The following is a 16,039-nucleotide window of genomic DNA, read 5'->3' as shown; positions in this document are numbered from 1 at the left end:
GGCCCATGGTTACCCCGACCCCGACCTTGCCCCTGAGCCGCACCAGCTTCGACACCGGCCCCCTGTCCTGGGTCATCGGCGAAATCCGCGACGCCCTGGCGCGCGCGTCCACCGCCTTGCGCGAGGCCGCCGGGCGTTCGCCCGAGGCCCAGCCGACCCTGCTGCTGCACGCCAAGACCCACCTGCACCAGGCGCACGGCGCGCTGCAACTGGTCGACGTCGAAGGCGTCGGCACGTACACCGGCGCCGCCGAGGCGGTGCTGGAAGGGTTCAAGGATGGACGCTTGCTATGCACGCCGGATAGCGTGCAGGTGGTGCTGGACGCCTTCGGGGCGCTCGGCGAATACCTCGACGAACTGCTGGCCGGCATGCCGCAGCAGCCGGCGCGCCTGTTCCCGTATTACCGCGACATGGTCGAGCGCCAGGGCGAGCGCAAGGTGCACCCATCCGACCTGATGCCGCTCGACCTGTCGACCCTGCCGCAGTTGCCACCCTTGGCCGCGCCGGAGGGCGAAGGCGGGCTGGACGTCGCGGCCTGCCGCAGCCGTTTCGAGAAGGCGCTGCTGCCCTACCTGAAGGCCGCGGACGACGCCGGGCGAAAGAATCACGCCGCCGACCTGGTGGCCGCCATCGCGCCGATCGCAGCCACCCAGGACCCGCCGCGCGCGCGCCTGTTCTGGCAGGCGATGCATGCCTTCGCCACCGTGGTGGCCGACGGCCAGGTCGAGAGCGATCTCTACATCAAGCAGCTGTTTGGCCAGATCAACCTGCAATTGCGGCGCCTGGCCAAAGGCGAGACGGGCGCGCCCGAGGCGATGCTGCGCGACGCGCTGTTCTTCATCGCCGCCGCGCGCGAACCGGGACCCGCGGCGCGCGCGCTGCGCCAGGCCCTGGGCCTGGATGGCGCCGTGCCGCCCGACTATGCCGAGCGCCGCTACGGCAAGCTCGACCCGCAAGCCCTGCAGGAGGCGCGCGAAGCGCTGGCGCGCACCAAGTCGGACTGGGACCGCATCGCCGGCGAGGGCGCGCCGGACGCCGAGGTCGAGAGCGACTTCAACGATGCGCTGGCGCGCCTGGCCGGCGCCAGCGAAAAGCTGGGCGCCCCGGCGCTGGCCCAGCTGCTGCGCGAACTGGGCCGCGCCGCCAGCGACTCGGTGCAGTCGGGCCGCGACGACCAGTTCGGGCTCGAGATGGCGGCCGCCATGCTGTTCGTCGAGCATGGCCTGGACCAGCTGCGCCAGCTGCCCGAAGATTTCTCGGAGAATGCCGAAGCCGTCGGCGCGCGCCTGCTGGCGCTGGCCGCCGGCGAAACGCCGCCCGACGCCCCGCACTGGCAGGGCGAGCTGGCGCGCCAGATCCAGCAGGGCCAGACCGTGGCCGTGCTGGCCGCCGAAGTCAAGACGGGGCTGCGCCAGATCGAGAAGCTGCTCGACGACTACTACGACGACCAGGCCAGGCACCAGGTGCTCGAGCAGGCGGCGCCGGTCCTGCACCAGCTGCAGGGGGCGTTTGCCATCCTCGACCAGGACCAGGCGGTGCTGGCCGTGCGCCATGTCCAGGAGGCGGTGCAGCGGCTTTCCGCCAGCGCTGCGGACCTGACCGACCAGCACGCGTCGCTGCACAACATCGCCCAGAACATCGGCGCGCTCGGCTTCTTCGCCGACCTGCTGGCCCAGGACAGCGAGGCCGCGCGCGGCCGCTTCACGTTCGACCTCGATAAGCTTCTGTTGCGCGAGCTGCCGTTCGAGTTCGTCGCGGCGCCGCTTGAACCCGCGCCGGTGGATACGCCGGCGGACGGGCCGGCGCCGGCGCCCGAGGCCGCGGACGGCGTCGACGCCGAACTGCTCGGCATCTTCATCGCCGAAGCGCAGGAAGTGCTGGCCTTCGTGGTCGAGACCCTGCCGCGCGCGGCCGACGAGCCGTCCAGCCAGGAAATCCTGACCCAGCTGCGCCGCGGGTTCCATACGCTCAAGGGCAGCAGCCGCATGGTGGACCTGGAGGCCTTCGCCGCCACCGCCGCCGCCATCGAACGCGTGATGAACGTGTGGCTGGCCGACGGCCGTTCGGCCACCGCCGACCTGCTGGCCCTGCTGGCCCATGCCTATGCCGAACTCGATGCCTGGGTGGCCGAGCTGGCCGCCGGCCTCCTGCCGGCCCGCGATGGGGCGGTGCTGATCGTGGCGGCGGCGCGGGTGCAGGAGGGCGGACCGTTCGAGCCGCTGGCCGATGAAGTACAGGCCGACCAGGTGCAGGCTGACCAGGTGCAGGCCAATGCGCCGCTGGTGCTGGACGACATCATCGAAGCGTCGGCGCTCGACGACATTCCGCTGCTCGACGAGCCGCTGGCCATGCATGGCGACGATGGCGTCAGGCGCGTCGGCGACCTGGCCATCCCGCAGACCCTGCACGACGTCTACCTGGACGAAACCGAGGCGCTGTGCGGCGCCCTCGAACAAAGCCTCGGCGCGCTGCGCCGCGCACTGGACAAGGACGTGGTGCAGGACGCGGTGACGGCGGCGCATACCTTGTCGGGCACCTCGGCCACGGTCGGCTACGGCGCCCTGCGCGACCTCGCGCACGAGCTCGAGACGACGCTCGAGAAGCTGGCGGCGCCCGGCGTGAAGCTCGAGGACGGCCAGTTCGAGCTGTTCGATGCGACCCTGTCGCGCATGCGCACCATGCTGCAGGTATTCACCCTGGGCGAGCTGGCCCCGAGCCAGCCCGACCTGGTGGAACAGCTGGCGGCGCTGCGCGAGCGCCTGTCCAGCCAGCAGGCGGCGGCCCTGTATGGCGAGGCCGACCCGGCGCTGGCCAGCCAGCTCGACGCGCTGTTCGCGGCCGCCTACGAGCAGTTGCTGGGCGCGCCGCAGGCGCTCGACACGCCGCAGGCCCCGCCGGCACCGGCCGTGAGCGACGACGTCGAGGACCTGTCCGATTCCTTCCTCGATGACGCCTTCGCCGCGCCGCAGCTCGATCAGGCCGGCCCGCCGGGGCAGGAAGCCGGCTTCGTGGCCGTGACCCCGGACGAAGCGGTGCTGGCCGACGCGCCGGCGCAACCGCTGCCGGAAGCCGAGCCCGAACTCGAGCCCGAACCCGAGCCCGACCTGATCGGCGCCAGCCATGCCGACGAGATCGACCCGGACCTGCTGCCGGTGTTCCTGGAAGAGGCGGCGGACCTGTTGCCGCGCATCGGCCACGACTTGCGCCAGTGGCAGCAAGAGCCGGGCAATACCGCGATCGCGCAAGGCATGCAGCGCGACCTGCACACGGTCAAGGGCAGCGCGCGCATGGCCGGCGCGATGCGCCTGGGCCAGCACGCCCACGAGCTGGAAACCCAGATCGAGAACATGGTCCACGCCGGCACGTCCGCCTTGCCGGCCAGCGCCTTCGACGAACTGCTGGCCAACTACGACGCGGCGATGCTGCTGTTCGAGCTCTTGCAGCAACCGGCCCGCACCGATGCGGCGCAGGCCCAGGAGCAGGCGCAGGTGCCGCCGGCTCCGGAACCGGCCCGTGCGCCGCTGGTGCGGGTGCGCGCCGACATCCTCGACCGCGTGGTGAACCAGGCCGGCGAGGTGTCGATCACGCGCTCGCGCCTGGAAAACCAGATGGGCGCGCTCAAGGGTTCGCTGGGCGACTTCTCGGACAACGTGGCGCGCCTGCGGCGCCAGCTGCGCGAGATCGAGATGCAAGCCGAATCGCAGATCGCCTCGAAGCTGTCGATCTCGGGCGAACGCGAATTCGATCCGCTCGAATTCGACCGCTTCACGCGCCTGCAGGAACTCACGCGCATGCTGGCCGAGAGCGTCGACGACGTCGCCTCGTTCCAGGAGAGCCTGGCGCGCACGGTCGACGGCGCCAACGAGGAACTGGCCAGCCAGGCGCGCATGACGCGCGACCTGCAGCGCGACCTGATGCGGGTGCGGATGGTGCCGTTCGCCAGCCTGTCGGAACGCCTGTTCCGCGTCGCGCGCCAGACGGCCAAGGAAACCGACAAGCGCGTCAATCTCGACATCCGCGGCGGCGCCGTGGAAATCGACCGCGGCGTGCTGGAACAGATGGCCGCGCCCTTCGAGCACCTGCTGAGGAATGCGATCGTGCACGGCATCGAGCCGCGCGCGGCGCGCCGGGAGGCGGGCAAGACGGAGACGGGCGAATTGCTGGTGCAGGTCAGCCAGCACGGCAACGAAGTCATGATCGTGTTCGGCGACGACGGCGCAGGCCTGGACCTGGAGCGCATCCGCGCCAAGGCGCTGGCAAGCGGCCTGCTGGCCGCGCAGGACGCCGCTTCCGACCAGGACGTGATGGAACTGATCTTCGAGCCGGGCTTCTCGACGGCGGACACGCTGACCGAGCTGGCCGGCCGCGGCGTCGGCATGGACGTGGTGCGCTCCGAAGCCCAGGCGCTGGGGGGACGGGTGGCGGTGGTGTCCGAACCGGGGCGGGGCGCGCGCTTCACCATCACCCTGCCGCTCACCCTGGCCGTGGCGCAAGTGGTGCTGGTGACCGCCGGCGGGCGCACGCATGCGGTGCCGTCGACGCTGGTCGAGCGGGTGGAGCAGGTGCGCGAGCAGGACCTGGCGGCGGCGCGCGAGGCCGGCCATATTGCGCTGGCCGGCGCGACGCTGGCGCTATATGCGCTGCCGGCTCTGCTGGCTGAAGACGAAGATGAGGACGAGGACGAGCGGACGGCGGGCCGGCGTTCGACGCCGGTGCTGGTGCTCAACGGCGGCGCCAGCCGCATCGCGCTGCGCGTGGACGAGGTGCTGGGCAACCGTGAAGTGGTGGTCAAGAACATTGGGCCGCAGCTGTCGCGGGTGCCGGGCATCGCCGGCGCGACGGTGCTGGGCTCGGGCGAGGTGGTGCTGATCCTCGATCCGCTGGCATTGGCGCAGCAGCCGCAGGCCGCCGCCCAGGTGAAGCAGGAAGCCGCGCGCCAGGTGCGGCGTCCCACCGTGATGGTGGTCGACGATTCGCTCACGGTGCGCCGCGTGACCCAGCGCCTGCTGGAGCGCGAAGGCTATCGCGTGCAGCTGGCCAAGGACGGCGTCGAGGCGCTCGAACTCATTGGGCAGGGCGCGCCCGACCTGATGCTGGTCGACATCGAGATGCCGCGCATGGACGGCTTCGACCTGACGCGCAACGTGCGCGGCAATGATGCCACCAAGGACATCCCGATCATCATGATCACCTCGCGCACCGCGGACAAGCACCGCAACGTGGCGCTGGGGCTGGGCGTGAACGCCTATTACGGCAAGCCCTACCAGGAGCCGGTGCTGCTGGCGGCGATCGCCGGCTTGCTCGCGCGCGACGGTGGCGATCGCCGCGTGGACGGCGCGGCCGTCCTCCCTACGCGTTGACGGCTTTTTTCACCACCGCAAACCGTTCCAGCGTGCGCCTGCGCGCCGCGTCGTGGTCCACGACCGGCGCCGGATAATCCTGGCCCAGCACCACGCCGCGCTCGGCCAGCACGTCGGGTTTGACCTGCCATGGCGCGTGGATCTGCTTCGCATCGAGCTTGCCCAATTGCGGCAGGTGGCGCCGGATGAATTCGCCGTGCGGATCGAACCGCGTCGACTGCGTCACCGGATTGAAGATCCGGAACCAGGGCTGGGCATCGCAGCCGGTCGACGCCGCCCACTGCCAGCCGCCGTTGTTCGAGGCCAGCTCGTAGTCGTTCAGCATCAGGGCGAAATAGCGCTCGCCGCGGCGCCAGTCGATGCCGAGGTCCTTGGTGAGAAAACTGGCCGTGACCATGCGCAGCCGGTTGTGCATGAAGCCCGTCGTGTTCAGCTGCACCATGGCGGCGTCGACCAGCGGATAGCCGGTGCGGCCCTCGCACCAGGCCGCGAACAGGGCGTCGGCGTCCGGACCGGTATCCCACTGCAGCGCGTCGAAGCCCGGCTTGAACGCGCGTTCGACCACGTGCGGGTTCTGGGCCAGCACCATCGCATAGAAGTCGCGCCAGATGAGTTCGGACAACCAGACCGAGGCGCCGTCGCCGCCCGCGCCCGACAGTATCAATTGCTGCGCCGTGCGCACCAGGTGGCGGATCGAGGTGGTGCCGAAACGCAGGTGCGCCGACAGGCGCGAGGTGCCGTCCTCGGCCGGGAAATCGCGCGCGCGGCCGTAGTCCGCGATGTCTTCCACGAACGCCTCGAACAGCGCTTCGGCGCCCGCCATGCCGGCCTCCAGCGGCGGTTCGCCGGAAGTGAAACCGATGTCTTCGAGCGCAGGCAGGGCCGGGGCCGGCGCAGGGTCCAGGGTGGGCGGCGCGAACGCATGCGCGTAGGCATCCACCGGATACGCCGCCAGCGTCTCGGGGTGCGCCGCCAGCCGCTTGAGCCAGGCATTCTTGTAGGGCGTAAACACCGAGAACGGCTGTCCCGCCAGGGTCAGCACTTCGCCCTTCTCGAAGATGACCTGGTCCTTGTACGCGTGAAAGGTGCGGCCCTGCGCCGCCAGTCGCTGCGCCACGTCGCTGTCGCGCGCGATCGCGAGAGGTTCATAGTCGGTGCAGGCATGCACTGCGTCAACATCGAGTGCGTTCGCCAGCGCAATAACCTCATCCCGGGCGCTGCCGTGGCGCACGATGAGGTAGCCTCCAAGACGACGCAATTCCTCATCCAGGCTGGCCAGACTGGCGTGAATGAAGCGCAAGCGGCGATCGTCGCGCGGCAAGCCGTCGAGAATCTCGGTGTCGTACACGAAAACGCAGAATACCTGTTGCGAACCGCGCAAGGCGTGGTGCAGGGCGGCGTGGTCGAATGCGCGCAGGTCGCGCCGAAACCAGACTAAAGACTTGCTCAAATTCATTGCTGTGTGCGGGGTCAAGGTGGGAGCAGATTTTACTGTCTAGGATCGGACCGTGGTGTGCGCGTCGTGATGCTTCCGAGGGTGCTCCGGCCAAATGGGTGTAAACTAGGGAAAAGCGTAACGTTGTGCTGCAGTACCTTGGCAGTCGATCATGTTTTAACGTAAGAGTGCGCCTTTTGAGAGTATCCGTATGAAAAAAACCAAAGTTGGCAAAACTCTACCGATGCCGGGCATGCCCCGGGAGCAGGACGATCCACTCGCCAAGGCGGGCCCGCCAACATCCGGGCTCAATCTGGCGAACCACTTCCTGATCGCCATGCCATCGATCCAGGACCCGATCTTCGGTGGCACCGTCGTCTATGTCTGCGAGCACAACGACAAGGGTGTGCTGGGCGTGGTCATCAACAAGCCGACCGACATGACGATGGAAACCCTGTTCGACCGCGTCGAGCTGAAACTGGCCGAAGGCCTGCGCGCGACCGTGGTGGACGAGCCGATCATGTTCGGCGGACCGGTCCAGGACGACCGCGGTTTCGTGCTGCATTCGCCGGGCGGGCGCTATTCCTCGTCCCTCAACGTCACCGACGACGTCGCTTTCACGACCTCGATCGACGTGCTCGAAGCCGTCGCCAGCGGCGGCGGCCCGGCGCGCATGCTGGTCTCGATCGGCTACGCCGGCTGGAGCCCGGGCCAGCTCGAAGAAGAAATCTCGCGCAACGGCTGGCTGACGGTGGGCGCCGATGCGCGCGTGCTGTTCGACCTGCCGATCGAGGAACGCTACAACGCCGCCATCAAACTGCTGGGGATCGATCCCTTCATGCTCGCCACCGAAGCCGGTCATGCCTGACCAGATGTACCCGTATGGTTGCGCATGATGGTTGATATCGTTCTCGGCTTCGACTTCGGCGTCAAGCGGATCGGCATCGCCATGGGCAATACCCTGACCGGGCAGGCGCAGCCGCTGCGCGTGATTGCCGCCATCGACAACGCCACCCGCTTCAGGATCATCGGCGAGCTGATCGAGCAGTGGCGCCCCGCGCGCCTGGTGGTGGGCGAGCCGCGCCATCCCGACGGCGCCGAACACGACATGACCCTGCGCAGCCGCCGCTTCGCCAACCAGCTGCATGGCCGCTTCAACCTGCCGGTCGAGCTGGTCGACGAGCGCTATTCGTCGGCCGTGATCGCGGCCAGGCGCGGCGACGTCATCGACGACAAGGCGGCCGCCATCATTTTGCAGCAATACTTCGACGCCTCTCCTTAGCCGCATCTTTTCAACCTTATGCCAACAACCAACCTCAACTTCGACGCCGAGGCGCTCTACCGCGAGCTGCTGGCCCAGGTCCGCGCGGGCCTGGGCGGCGTGCCGGACGTCGCCATCGTCGGCATCCATTCGGGCGGCGCCTGGCTGGCCGAACGCCTGGCGCGCGACCTCGACCTCACCGCCCGCCTGGGCTCGATCGACGTGTCGTTCTACCGCGACGACTATGCGCGCAAGGGCCTGCACCCGGACGTGAAGCCGACCCACATCCGCTTCCCGGTCGACGGCGCCACGGTCGTGCTGGTCGACGACGTGCTGCAGACCGGCCGCACCACGCGCGCCGCGATCAACGTGCTGTTCGACTACGGTCGGCCAAGCTGCATCAAACTGGCCGCGCTGGCCGACCGCGGCGGGCGCGAGCTGCCGGTGGCGGCCGATTTCGTCGGCACCCACGTGTCGCTCGCGGCCAACCAGTCGCTGTGCCTGCAGCGCGACGACACAGGCCAACTCTCGCTGACCATCGAACAAGACAATGCCGACCCTGCACAATAATCCGCAACTGAACAAGAACGGCGAGCTGCAACACCTGCTCACCATCGAAGGACTCAAGAAGTCGCACATCGACCACATCCTCGACACCGCATCGAGCTTCGTCGGCATCTCCGACCGCGAAGTCAAGAAAGTCCCGCTCATGCGCGGCAAGAGCGTGTTCAACCTGTTCTTCGAAAACTCGACGCGCACCCGCACCACCTTCGAGATCGCCTCGAAGCGCCTGTCGGCCGACGTCATCAACCTGAACATCCAGGCCTCGTCGACCACCAAGGGCGAGTCGCTGCTCGACACCATCGACAACCTGGCCGCGATGCACGCCGACATGTTCGTGGTGCGCCACGCGCAGTCGGGCGCGCCCTACATGATCGCCCAGCACCTGAACCGCACCCGTTCCGACGTGCACGTGGTGAACGCCGGCGACGGCCGCCACGCCCACCCGACCCAGGGTCTGCTGGACATGTACACGATCCGGCACTACAAGAAGGATTTCACCAACCTGCGCGTGGCCATCGTCGGCGACATCCTGCACAGCCGCGTGGCGCGCTCGGACATCCATGCCCTGACCACGCTGGGCGTGCCCGAAGTGCGCGCCATCGGCCCGCACACCCTGCTGCCGGGCGGCCTGGAGCAGATGGGCGTGCGCACCTTCACGAACATGGAAGAAGGCCTGAAGGACGTCGACGTCATCATCATGCTGCGCCTGCAGAACGAGCGCATGAGCGGCGCGCTGCTGCCCTCGGCCCAGGAATACTTCAAGAGCTATGGCCTGACGCCGGAGCGCCTGGCGTTGGCGAAACCGGACGCGATCGTGATGCACCCGGGCCCGATGAACCGCGGCGTCGAGATCGACTCGGCGGTGGCGGACGGCGCCCAGGCGGTGATCCTGCCGCAGGTGACTTTCGGGATCGCGGTACGGATGGCGGTGATGAGCATTTTGGCAGGAACCCACGCATGAAACTTCATATCAAGAACGGGCGAGTGATCGACCCGGCGAACGGCATCGACGCCACGCAAGACCTGTTCATCGCCGACGGCAGGATCGCCGCGCTCGGCGCCGCGCCCGCGGGCTTCACCGCCGACCAGACCATTGACGCCGCCGGCCTGGTGGTCGCCCCCGGCCTGGTCGACCTGTCGGCGCGCCTGCGCGAGCCGGGCTACGAATACAAGGCCACGCTCGAGTCCGAACTGCAGGCCGCGATGCAGGGCGGCGTGACCACGCTGGTGTGCCCGCCCGACACCGATCCGGTGCTCGACGAGCCGGGCCTGGTCGAGATGCTCAAGCACCGCGCGCGCATGCTCGACCAGGCCAATGTGCACCCGCTGGGCGCGCTGACCGTGGGCCTGAAGGGCCAGGCGCTGACCGAGATGGCCGAACTCACCGAAGCCGGCTGCATCGGCTTCGCCCAGGCCGAGGAACCGATCCTGGACACCACCGTGCTGCTGCGCGCCATGCAGTATGCGAAGACCTTCGGCTATACCGTGTGGCTGCGTCCGCAAGACGCCCACGTCGGCCGCGGCGGCGTGGCCCACAGCGGCCCGCTGGCCTCGCGCCTGGGCCTGTCGGGCGTGCCGGTGATGTCCGAAACCATCGCGCTGCACACGATCTTCGAGCTGATGCGCGCCACCGGCGCGCGCGTGCACCTGTGCCGCATCTCGTCCGCCGCCGGCCTGGACCTGATTCGCGCCGCCAAGCGCGAAGGCCTGGACCTGAGCGCCGACGTCGGCGTGCACCACCTGCACATGACCGACGCCGACATCGGCTTCTTCGATTCCAACGCGCGCCTGACCCCGCCGCTGCGCTCGCAGCGCGACCGCGACGCGATCCGTGCGGCCGTGCTGGACGGCACCGTGGACGCGGTCTGCTCCGACCATACCCCGGTCGACGACGACGAGAAGCTGCTGCCGTTCGGCGAAGCCTCGCCCGGCGCCACGGGCCTGGAGCTGCTGCTCAGCCTCATGCTCAAGTGGGCCGAGGACCAGCAACATGGTGCGGATGGCGACAAGGCCCTGGCCCTGGCGCTCAGCCGCGTCACGCGTGAACCGGCCCGCATCGCCGGCCTGCCGGGCGGCACCCTGGGCGTCGGCGCGGCGGCCGATGTCGTGCTGTTCGACCCGACCGCGCGCTGGAAGGTGGAGGGCAAGACCCTGGCCAGCCAGGGCAAGCACACGCCTTTCCTCGGCTACGAGCTGGCCGGACAGGTCAAGGCCACCATCGTGCGCGGCCGCGTGGCGTACCAGCGCTGATCCACCCGGGACGGCGCGCTCGTCATGATGCCGCCGTCCTCACCGTTCTCACTATTTTGAAGATCCGCCTTGCCTGGCGCCTCGCGCGCGTCGTCGTCCACTTGTGCGAGGGTCTGGCGACCTGTGCGCTGGTGTTTCCCTTCTCTTCGTCCAGTCGCCGTGCGCGCCTGACGCGCGGCTGGTCGCGCCGGCTGCTGCGCCTGTGCCGGGTCGAGGTCGAGCACGCGGGCGGCGTGCCGGCCCTCGAACACGCGCTGGTGGTGGCCAACCACGTGTCCTGGCTCGACATCTTCGTCATCAATGCCCTCGATCCCTGCCGCTTCGTGGCCAAGGCCGAGATCCGTTCCTGGCCGGTGATGGGCTGGCTGGCGGCCGGCGCCGGCACCGTGTTCATCGCGCGCGGCAACCGGCGCGAGCTGCGCCACGTGTTCAAGGGATTGGTCGAGGTGCTGCAACAAGGGGAACGAGTCGCCTTGTTCCCGGAAGGGACGACCGGCCTGCAGGGCGGGGTGCTGCCCTTCCACGCCAACCTGTTCGAGGCCGCGATCGACGCCGGCGTGCCGGTGCAGCCGTATGCGCTGGCCTATGTGGATGCCGATGGCGGCCTGCACCCGTCGATCGAGTACGTGGGCGACACGACCTTCGTCGACAGCCTGCTGCGCATCCTGCAGGGCCCGCCCGTGAAGGCGCGCCTGGCCTGCCTGGCGCCGCTGGACAGCCATGGCGCGCACCGGCGCGAACTGGCGCAGGCGGCGCAGGAAGCGGTGGCGGCGGCGGTCATGCGGCCGGGATAGGCTCCAGGCAAGCTATCGCCGCGTGGACGGCAAGCCGGTTACCTACCGCTTCTTGCCGCCGTGTTCGCGGTACTCGGGACAATCCACCTGCAACAGCGTGCGGTCGTCCAGGCAGACCGCCGTCAGCTTGCCGCCCCACACGCAGCCGCTATCGAGGCCGATCAGGTTCGGCCGCTGCACCAGGCCCAGCGCCGACCAGTGGCCGAACACCACCGTCACGTCCTGGGTGCCGCGCTGCGGCAGGTCGAACCAGGGCAACAGGCCGCTGCCGGCCGGGCCGGCGTCGCTTTCCTTGTGCTTGAAGTCCATCGTGCCGTCCGGCGCGCACAGGCGCATGCGGGTGAGGGCGTTGACGATGCAGCGCAGGCGCTCGATGCCCACCAGACCATCGTCCCAGCGGTCCGGCAGGTTGCCGTACATCGCGCCCAGGAAATCGATCCAGCCGTCGCCGCGCAGTGCGGCCTCCACCTCGCCGGCCAGCGCCATGGTCTGGCGCGCGTCCCATTGCGGCGCCACGCCGGCGTGCACCAGCAGGTGGGCGTCGACGAACATCGCCAGCGGCCGCTGGCGCAGCCAGGCGATCAATGCGTCGCGGTCGGGCGCGGCCAGGATCTCGTCGAGGGTGTCGGAGCGGCTCAGGCGCCGCACGCCGGCCGCCACCGCGATCAGGTGCAGGTCGTGGTTGCCGAGCAGGGCTTCCACGCGCCCGCCGCTCGATTCCGATAACGCCTTCATGCGCCGCAGCGCGGTGAGCGAATCGGGACCGCGATTGATCAGGTCTCCCACGAACAGGATGCGCGCATCCGGGCCTGCCGTCGCGAAGATCTGGTCGAGGAGCAGTTGCGCTTCGTGCGCGCAACCCTGGAGGTCGCCAATGGCGTAGGTTTTCATATTTGAGATTTGGCCTGTGAAGCTGCTGTTGCCTTTGCGGATACTAAATGATTTTACCCGCCGGCGCTGTCGCCGGCCCCGCGCGCGTGGATCCACGCGCCTGACTCGTGTCCGAAATGCGTGCGCATCGACACTTTTTGACTCGCTTCCAACACGACGGGCGTGTTAAATCCGTGCGCCCGGAAATGGCGTTCCATTCCGGTACAATGAATACAGCTTCCTTCGCGGCTTCCTTCGCGGCTTTTCCTCCCGTGAATAGCGTGCACTGGCCGTTCCATTTGCCAACCGCCGCTGCCGTAGCTCCACATACAGGCATCGAAAGAAAACAATAATGTTCTCGTTTTTCGTGAGCTTCCTTTCCTGCGCATTGTTGACGCTGCTGGTTATCAAGACCGCGCGAAAACATGGGATGGGGCTGGATGGCGATTTCGGCGGCGTGCAGAAAGTGCACTCGCACGCGGTCGCGCGTATCGGCGGCATTCCGATTTTTCTCGCGGTGGTGGTGGCGTCCGGGATATCGATCCTGCGCGAGCCGCAAATGATGGCATGGCTCGCCACCCTGATCGCCTGCGCCACGATCGCGCTCGCCGGCGGCATCGCCGAAGATTGCACCGGCCGCGTTTCTCCGCTGCGCCGGCTGGTGCTGACGATGATCGCGGCGGCGCTCGGCTACTGGCTGCTCGATGCGCGCGTCGGCCGGGTCGACCTGCCGTGGGCCGTGCTGCCGGTCGAGATGCTGTGGATCGCGCTGCCGCTGACGATGCTGGCGGTGGCGGGCATCGCCAATGCCATCAACATCATCGATGGCTTCAATGGCCTGGCCGGCGTGATCAGCATCTTCATGCTGCTGTCGCTGTCCTATGTGGCGCTGCAGGTGGGCGATATGTTCGTGCTGGTGGCGGCCCTGATCGTGGCCGGCGCCACCGCCGGCTTCCTGATCTGGAACTATCCGGTGGGGCTGATCTTCCTGGGCGACGGCGGCGCCTATTTCATCGGCTTCCTGCTGGGCGAGCTGGCGCTGCTGCTGGTGATGCGCAATCCCGGCGTGTCGACCTGGTATGCGGCGCTGTTACTGATATATCCGGCTTTCGAAACGATATTCTCCGCTTATCGCCGCATGTTTGTGCGCGGTAAGTCGCCGGCGATGCCGGATGGTATTCACCTGCACAGTTTGATATTCCGCCGTATCGTGCAATGGACGGTGGGGCCGCGTGAAGCACGCGCATTGATGAAGCGCAATGCGCGCACCTCTCCTTATTTATGGCTGTTTTCATTGCTGGCGGTGATACCGGCAACGGTGTTCTGGAAAAACACGACGGCCCTGATGTTCTTCTGTTTGTTGTTTATAATCAGTTACCTCTGGTTGTATGGTCGTATTGTTCGATTCAGGTCCCCACGCTGGCTTTTTTTAAGCAAGAAAGACTAGCCCTGGTTTATTGATGTATTATATTGCGAGAATTGGTGAGAATTCACTAGATTCGCTAATTGCTGAATCTGCATTTAATCTTTAACGAATGAGGAACGATGATGGATCTGTCGAATATGTCGCTGGGCGATTTGCGCAACCTGCAGGAACAAATCAAGCAGGAGATGAAGAAGCGCGAAGTCCAGGAAGTGCAAAAAGCACGCGAGCAAATCCTGGCCATTGCCCAAAGCGTCGGCATGCCGCTGAAAGACCTGATGGCCGCCACCGGCCGCGGTTCGAAAGGCGCCACCGTCGCCGTGCGCTATCGCCATCCGGACGATTCCAGCCTGCAGTGGACCGGCCGCGGCCGCCAGCCGAAGTGGGTCAAGGAATGGGTCGAAGGCGGCAAGTCGATCGACGACCTGCGCGTCTGATCGCATTTCCCCTGCGCTGCGGAACGTCGCTTTCCGCCGCGCGGGCGGTGGCGGCAGTCCGCCAGGCGCCGGGCGCTTTCCAGGCCGCCCGTTTTCCGCCACTCCTCCGCGCGCCGGTCCCACGGCGCCAGCGCTTGCCGGTACAATAGCAAGCGATTTTTTATCATTCCTCCAACATCCGGCGATGACCACGGTCGATCAAGCGACCGGTGCATGCCTCTCAAGAATTCCAAGGAAGAACATGGTTGCTCTCTCGAAAACGATTTTCAAGGCCTATGACATTCGCGGCATCATCGGCAAGACCCTGGATGCGGGCATCGCGCGTCACATCGGCCATGCCTTCGGCGCCGCCGCGCTGGCCAAGGGAGAGCGCAAGGTCGTGATCGGCCGCGACGGCCGCCTGTCGGGCCCGGAACTGTGCGCCGCCCTCTCCGAGGGCTTGCGCGACGCCGGCGTCGACGTGATCGACCTGGGCATGGTCGCCACCCCGATGGTGTATTTCGGAACGAACGTCCTGGAAACCCGCTCGGGCATCATGGTCACCGGCAGCCACAACCCGCCCGACTACAACGGCTTCAAGATGGTGATGGCGGGCGAGGCGATCTATGGCGAGGCGATCACCGGCCTGCACGACAGCATCGCGGCGCGGATCGGTAGCGATGATGGCAAGATCGCCGCGCAGCGCGGCGGCTACAGCACCCACGACATCCGCGCCGCCTACATCGAGCGCATCGTCGGCGACGTCAAGCTGGCGCGGCCGATCAAGATCGTGGTCGACTGCGGCAACGGCGTCGCCGGCGCCTTCGCGCCCGAGCTGTTTACCCGCATGGGCGCCGAGGTGGTCGAGCTGTTCTGCGACGTCGACGGCACCTTCCCGAACCATCACCCGGACCCGGCCCACCCGGAAAACCTGCAGGACGTGATTCGCGCGCTGCAAGAGACCGACGCCGAGATCGGTCTGGCCTTCGACGGCGACGGCGACCGCCTGGGCCTGGTCACCAAGGATGGGCAGATCATCTTCCCGGACCGCCAGATGATGCTGTTCGCGGCCGACGTCCTGTCGCGCAACCCGGGCGCCGAGATCCTGTACGACGTCAAGTGCACGCGCCACCTCGCGCCCTACATCGAGAAGAATGGCGGCAAGCCGCTGATGTGGAAGACCGGCCACTCGCTGGTCAAGGCCAAGCTGAAGGAAACCGGCGCCCCGCTGGGCGGCGAGATGAGCGGCCACATCTTCTTCAAGGACCGCTGGTACGGCTTCGACGACGGCCTGTATGCCGGCGCGCGCATGCTCGAGATCCTGACCAAGGGCCAGAACCCGTCGGCACTGCTCAACGGCCTGCCGCTCGCCAGCAGCACCCCGGAGCTGCACCTGCAGCTGCAGGAAGGCGAGAACTTCGCCCTGATCGACCAGCTGCGCCGCGACGCCGTCTTCCCGACCTCGCAGATGATCAACGACATCGACGGCCTGCGCGTCGAGTACGCGGACGGCTTTGGCCTGGCGCGCTCGTCGAACACGACCCCGGTCGTGGTGCTGCGCTTCGAGGGCGAGAATCCGGAGGCGCTCGCGCGCATCCAGTCCGAGTTCAAGAGCGTGATCCTGGCTGCCAGGCCGGACGCCGAACTGCCGTTCTAAGCGCCGTTG

12 protein-coding genes are annotated in these 16,039 nt (G+C 67.7%); 10 read left to right on the top strand and 2 right to left on the bottom strand.

Annotation, left to right across the window (positions count from 1 at the left end; genetic code table 11):
- Positions 1–5 precede the first annotated feature (5 nt).
- Complete coding sequence (locus tag ACZ9AQ_RS09220) at positions 6–5,360, top strand: Hpt domain-containing protein (RefSeq protein ID WP_429203462.1); 5,355 nt, start codon at positions 6–8, stop codon at positions 5,358–5,360.
- Here the strand turns inward: ACZ9AQ_RS09220 and ACZ9AQ_RS09215 are convergent.
- Positions 5,350–6,816: a cryptochrome/photolyase family protein gene (locus ACZ9AQ_RS09215; RefSeq protein ID WP_429203461.1), complete on the bottom strand. Its 1,467-nt coding sequence runs from the start codon at positions 6,814–6,816 to the stop codon at positions 5,350–5,352. The genes ACZ9AQ_RS09220 and ACZ9AQ_RS09215 overlap by 11 nt on opposite strands.
- Before the next feature lie 232 nt (positions 6,817–7,048).
- Here ACZ9AQ_RS09215 and ACZ9AQ_RS09210 point away from each other — a divergent pair, with 232 nt between their 5' ends.
- Genes ACZ9AQ_RS09210 through ACZ9AQ_RS09185 form a run of 6 tightly spaced genes read left to right on the top strand, consistent with a single transcriptional unit; the run spans position 7,049 to position 11,664 of the window.
- The gene (locus tag ACZ9AQ_RS09210) at positions 7,049–7,663 is read left to right on the top strand and encodes a YqgE/AlgH family protein (RefSeq protein ID WP_429203702.1); all 615 of its coding nucleotides are present in this window, start codon (positions 7,049–7,051) and stop codon (positions 7,661–7,663) included.
- A 27-nt stretch (positions 7,664–7,690) separates the two neighbouring features.
- The gene (ruvX, locus tag ACZ9AQ_RS09205) at positions 7,691–8,077 is read left to right on the top strand and encodes a Holliday junction resolvase RuvX (RefSeq protein WP_429203701.1); all 387 of its coding nucleotides are present in this window, start codon (positions 7,691–7,693) and stop codon (positions 8,075–8,077) included.
- Positions 8,078–8,095: 18 nt separating this feature from the next.
- A complete protein-coding gene (pyrR, locus tag ACZ9AQ_RS09200; protein WP_429203460.1) occupies positions 8,096–8,626 on the top strand; it encodes a bifunctional pyr operon transcriptional regulator/uracil phosphoribosyltransferase PyrR in 531 nt (176 codons plus the stop codon).
- Positions 8,607–9,581 (top strand): aspartate carbamoyltransferase catalytic subunit, encoded by a 975-nt coding sequence (locus ACZ9AQ_RS09195; protein ID WP_429203459.1) that lies wholly within the window; start codon positions 8,607–8,609, stop codon positions 9,579–9,581. The genes pyrR and ACZ9AQ_RS09195 overlap by 20 nt, the downstream gene beginning before the upstream one ends.
- Positions 9,578–10,870 (top strand): dihydroorotase, encoded by a 1,293-nt coding sequence (locus ACZ9AQ_RS09190; RefSeq protein WP_429203458.1) that lies wholly within the window; start codon positions 9,578–9,580, stop codon positions 10,868–10,870. The genes ACZ9AQ_RS09195 and ACZ9AQ_RS09190 overlap by 4 nt, the downstream gene beginning before the upstream one ends.
- 56 nt (positions 10,871–10,926) lie before the next feature.
- On the top strand, positions 10,927–11,664 hold the full coding sequence (locus tag ACZ9AQ_RS09185; RefSeq protein WP_429203457.1) for a lysophospholipid acyltransferase family protein: 738 nt from the start codon (positions 10,927–10,929) through the stop codon (positions 11,662–11,664).
- 42 nt (positions 11,665–11,706) lie between these two features.
- Here ACZ9AQ_RS09185 and ACZ9AQ_RS09180 read toward each other — a convergent pair whose 3' ends face one another.
- A complete protein-coding gene (locus ACZ9AQ_RS09180) occupies positions 11,707–12,555 on the bottom strand; it encodes a symmetrical bis(5'-nucleosyl)-tetraphosphatase (RefSeq protein WP_429203456.1) in 849 nt (282 codons plus the stop codon).
- 331 nt (positions 12,556–12,886) lie between these two features.
- On the opposite strand from ACZ9AQ_RS09180, the gene ACZ9AQ_RS09175 reads away from it, so the two are divergent.
- The 3 genes from ACZ9AQ_RS09175 to ACZ9AQ_RS09165 all read left to right on the top strand — a co-directional run bounded on the left by ACZ9AQ_RS09175 (position 12,887) and on the right by ACZ9AQ_RS09165 (position 16,030).
- On the top strand, positions 12,887–13,981 hold the full coding sequence (locus ACZ9AQ_RS09175; RefSeq protein WP_429203455.1) for an MraY family glycosyltransferase: 1,095 nt from the start codon (positions 12,887–12,889) through the stop codon (positions 13,979–13,981).
- Between the two features lie 101 nt (positions 13,982–14,082).
- Positions 14,083–14,394, top strand: a complete 312-nt coding sequence (locus tag ACZ9AQ_RS09170; RefSeq protein WP_429203700.1) for an H-NS histone family protein — start codon at positions 14,083–14,085, stop codon at positions 14,392–14,394.
- A gap of 241 nt (positions 14,395–14,635) precedes the next feature.
- On the top strand, positions 14,636–16,030 hold the full coding sequence (locus tag ACZ9AQ_RS09165; protein ID WP_429203454.1) for a phosphomannomutase/phosphoglucomutase: 1,395 nt from the start codon (positions 14,636–14,638) through the stop codon (positions 16,028–16,030).
- Positions 16,031–16,039: the final 9 nt, after the last annotated feature.

The sequence above is a fragment of the Massilia sp. UYP34 genome (assembly GCF_056279385.1).
Note: the sequence above shows the minus strand (reverse complement) of the source record. Positions and strands in the feature narration are given on the sequence as shown.

What these genes read in the sequence shown, in the direction of transcription:
- ruvX (WP_429203701.1), top strand. Translation starts at nt 7,691, where the DNA reads ATGGTTGATATCGTTCTCGGCTTCGACTTCGGCGTCAAGCGGATCGGC.
- ACZ9AQ_RS09180 (WP_429203456.1), bottom strand. Translation starts at nt 12,555, where the DNA reads ATGAAAACCTACGCCATTGGCGACCTCCAGGGTTGCGCGCACGAAGCG.
- ACZ9AQ_RS09170 (WP_429203700.1), top strand. Translation starts at nt 14,083, where the DNA reads ATGGATCTGTCGAATATGTCGCTGGGCGATTTGCGCAACCTGCAGGAA.
- ACZ9AQ_RS09190 (WP_429203458.1), top strand. Translation starts at nt 9,578, where the DNA reads ATGAAACTTCATATCAAGAACGGGCGAGTGATCGACCCGGCGAACGGC.
- ACZ9AQ_RS09210 (WP_429203702.1), top strand. Translation starts at nt 7,049, where the DNA reads ATGCCCCGGGAGCAGGACGATCCACTCGCCAAGGCGGGCCCGCCAACA.
- ACZ9AQ_RS09220 (WP_429203462.1), top strand. Translation starts at nt 6, where the DNA reads ATGGTTACCCCGACCCCGACCTTGCCCCTGAGCCGCACCAGCTTCGAC.
- ACZ9AQ_RS09195 (WP_429203459.1), top strand. Translation starts at nt 8,607, where the DNA reads ATGCCGACCCTGCACAATAATCCGCAACTGAACAAGAACGGCGAGCTG.
- pyrR (WP_429203460.1), top strand. Translation starts at nt 8,096, where the DNA reads ATGCCAACAACCAACCTCAACTTCGACGCCGAGGCGCTCTACCGCGAG.
- ACZ9AQ_RS09165 (WP_429203454.1), top strand. Translation starts at nt 14,636, where the DNA reads ATGGTTGCTCTCTCGAAAACGATTTTCAAGGCCTATGACATTCGCGGC.
- ACZ9AQ_RS09215 (WP_429203461.1), bottom strand. Translation starts at nt 6,816, where the DNA reads ATGAATTTGAGCAAGTCTTTAGTCTGGTTTCGGCGCGACCTGCGCGCA.
- ACZ9AQ_RS09175 (WP_429203455.1), top strand. Translation starts at nt 12,887, where the DNA reads ATGTTCTCGTTTTTCGTGAGCTTCCTTTCCTGCGCATTGTTGACGCTG.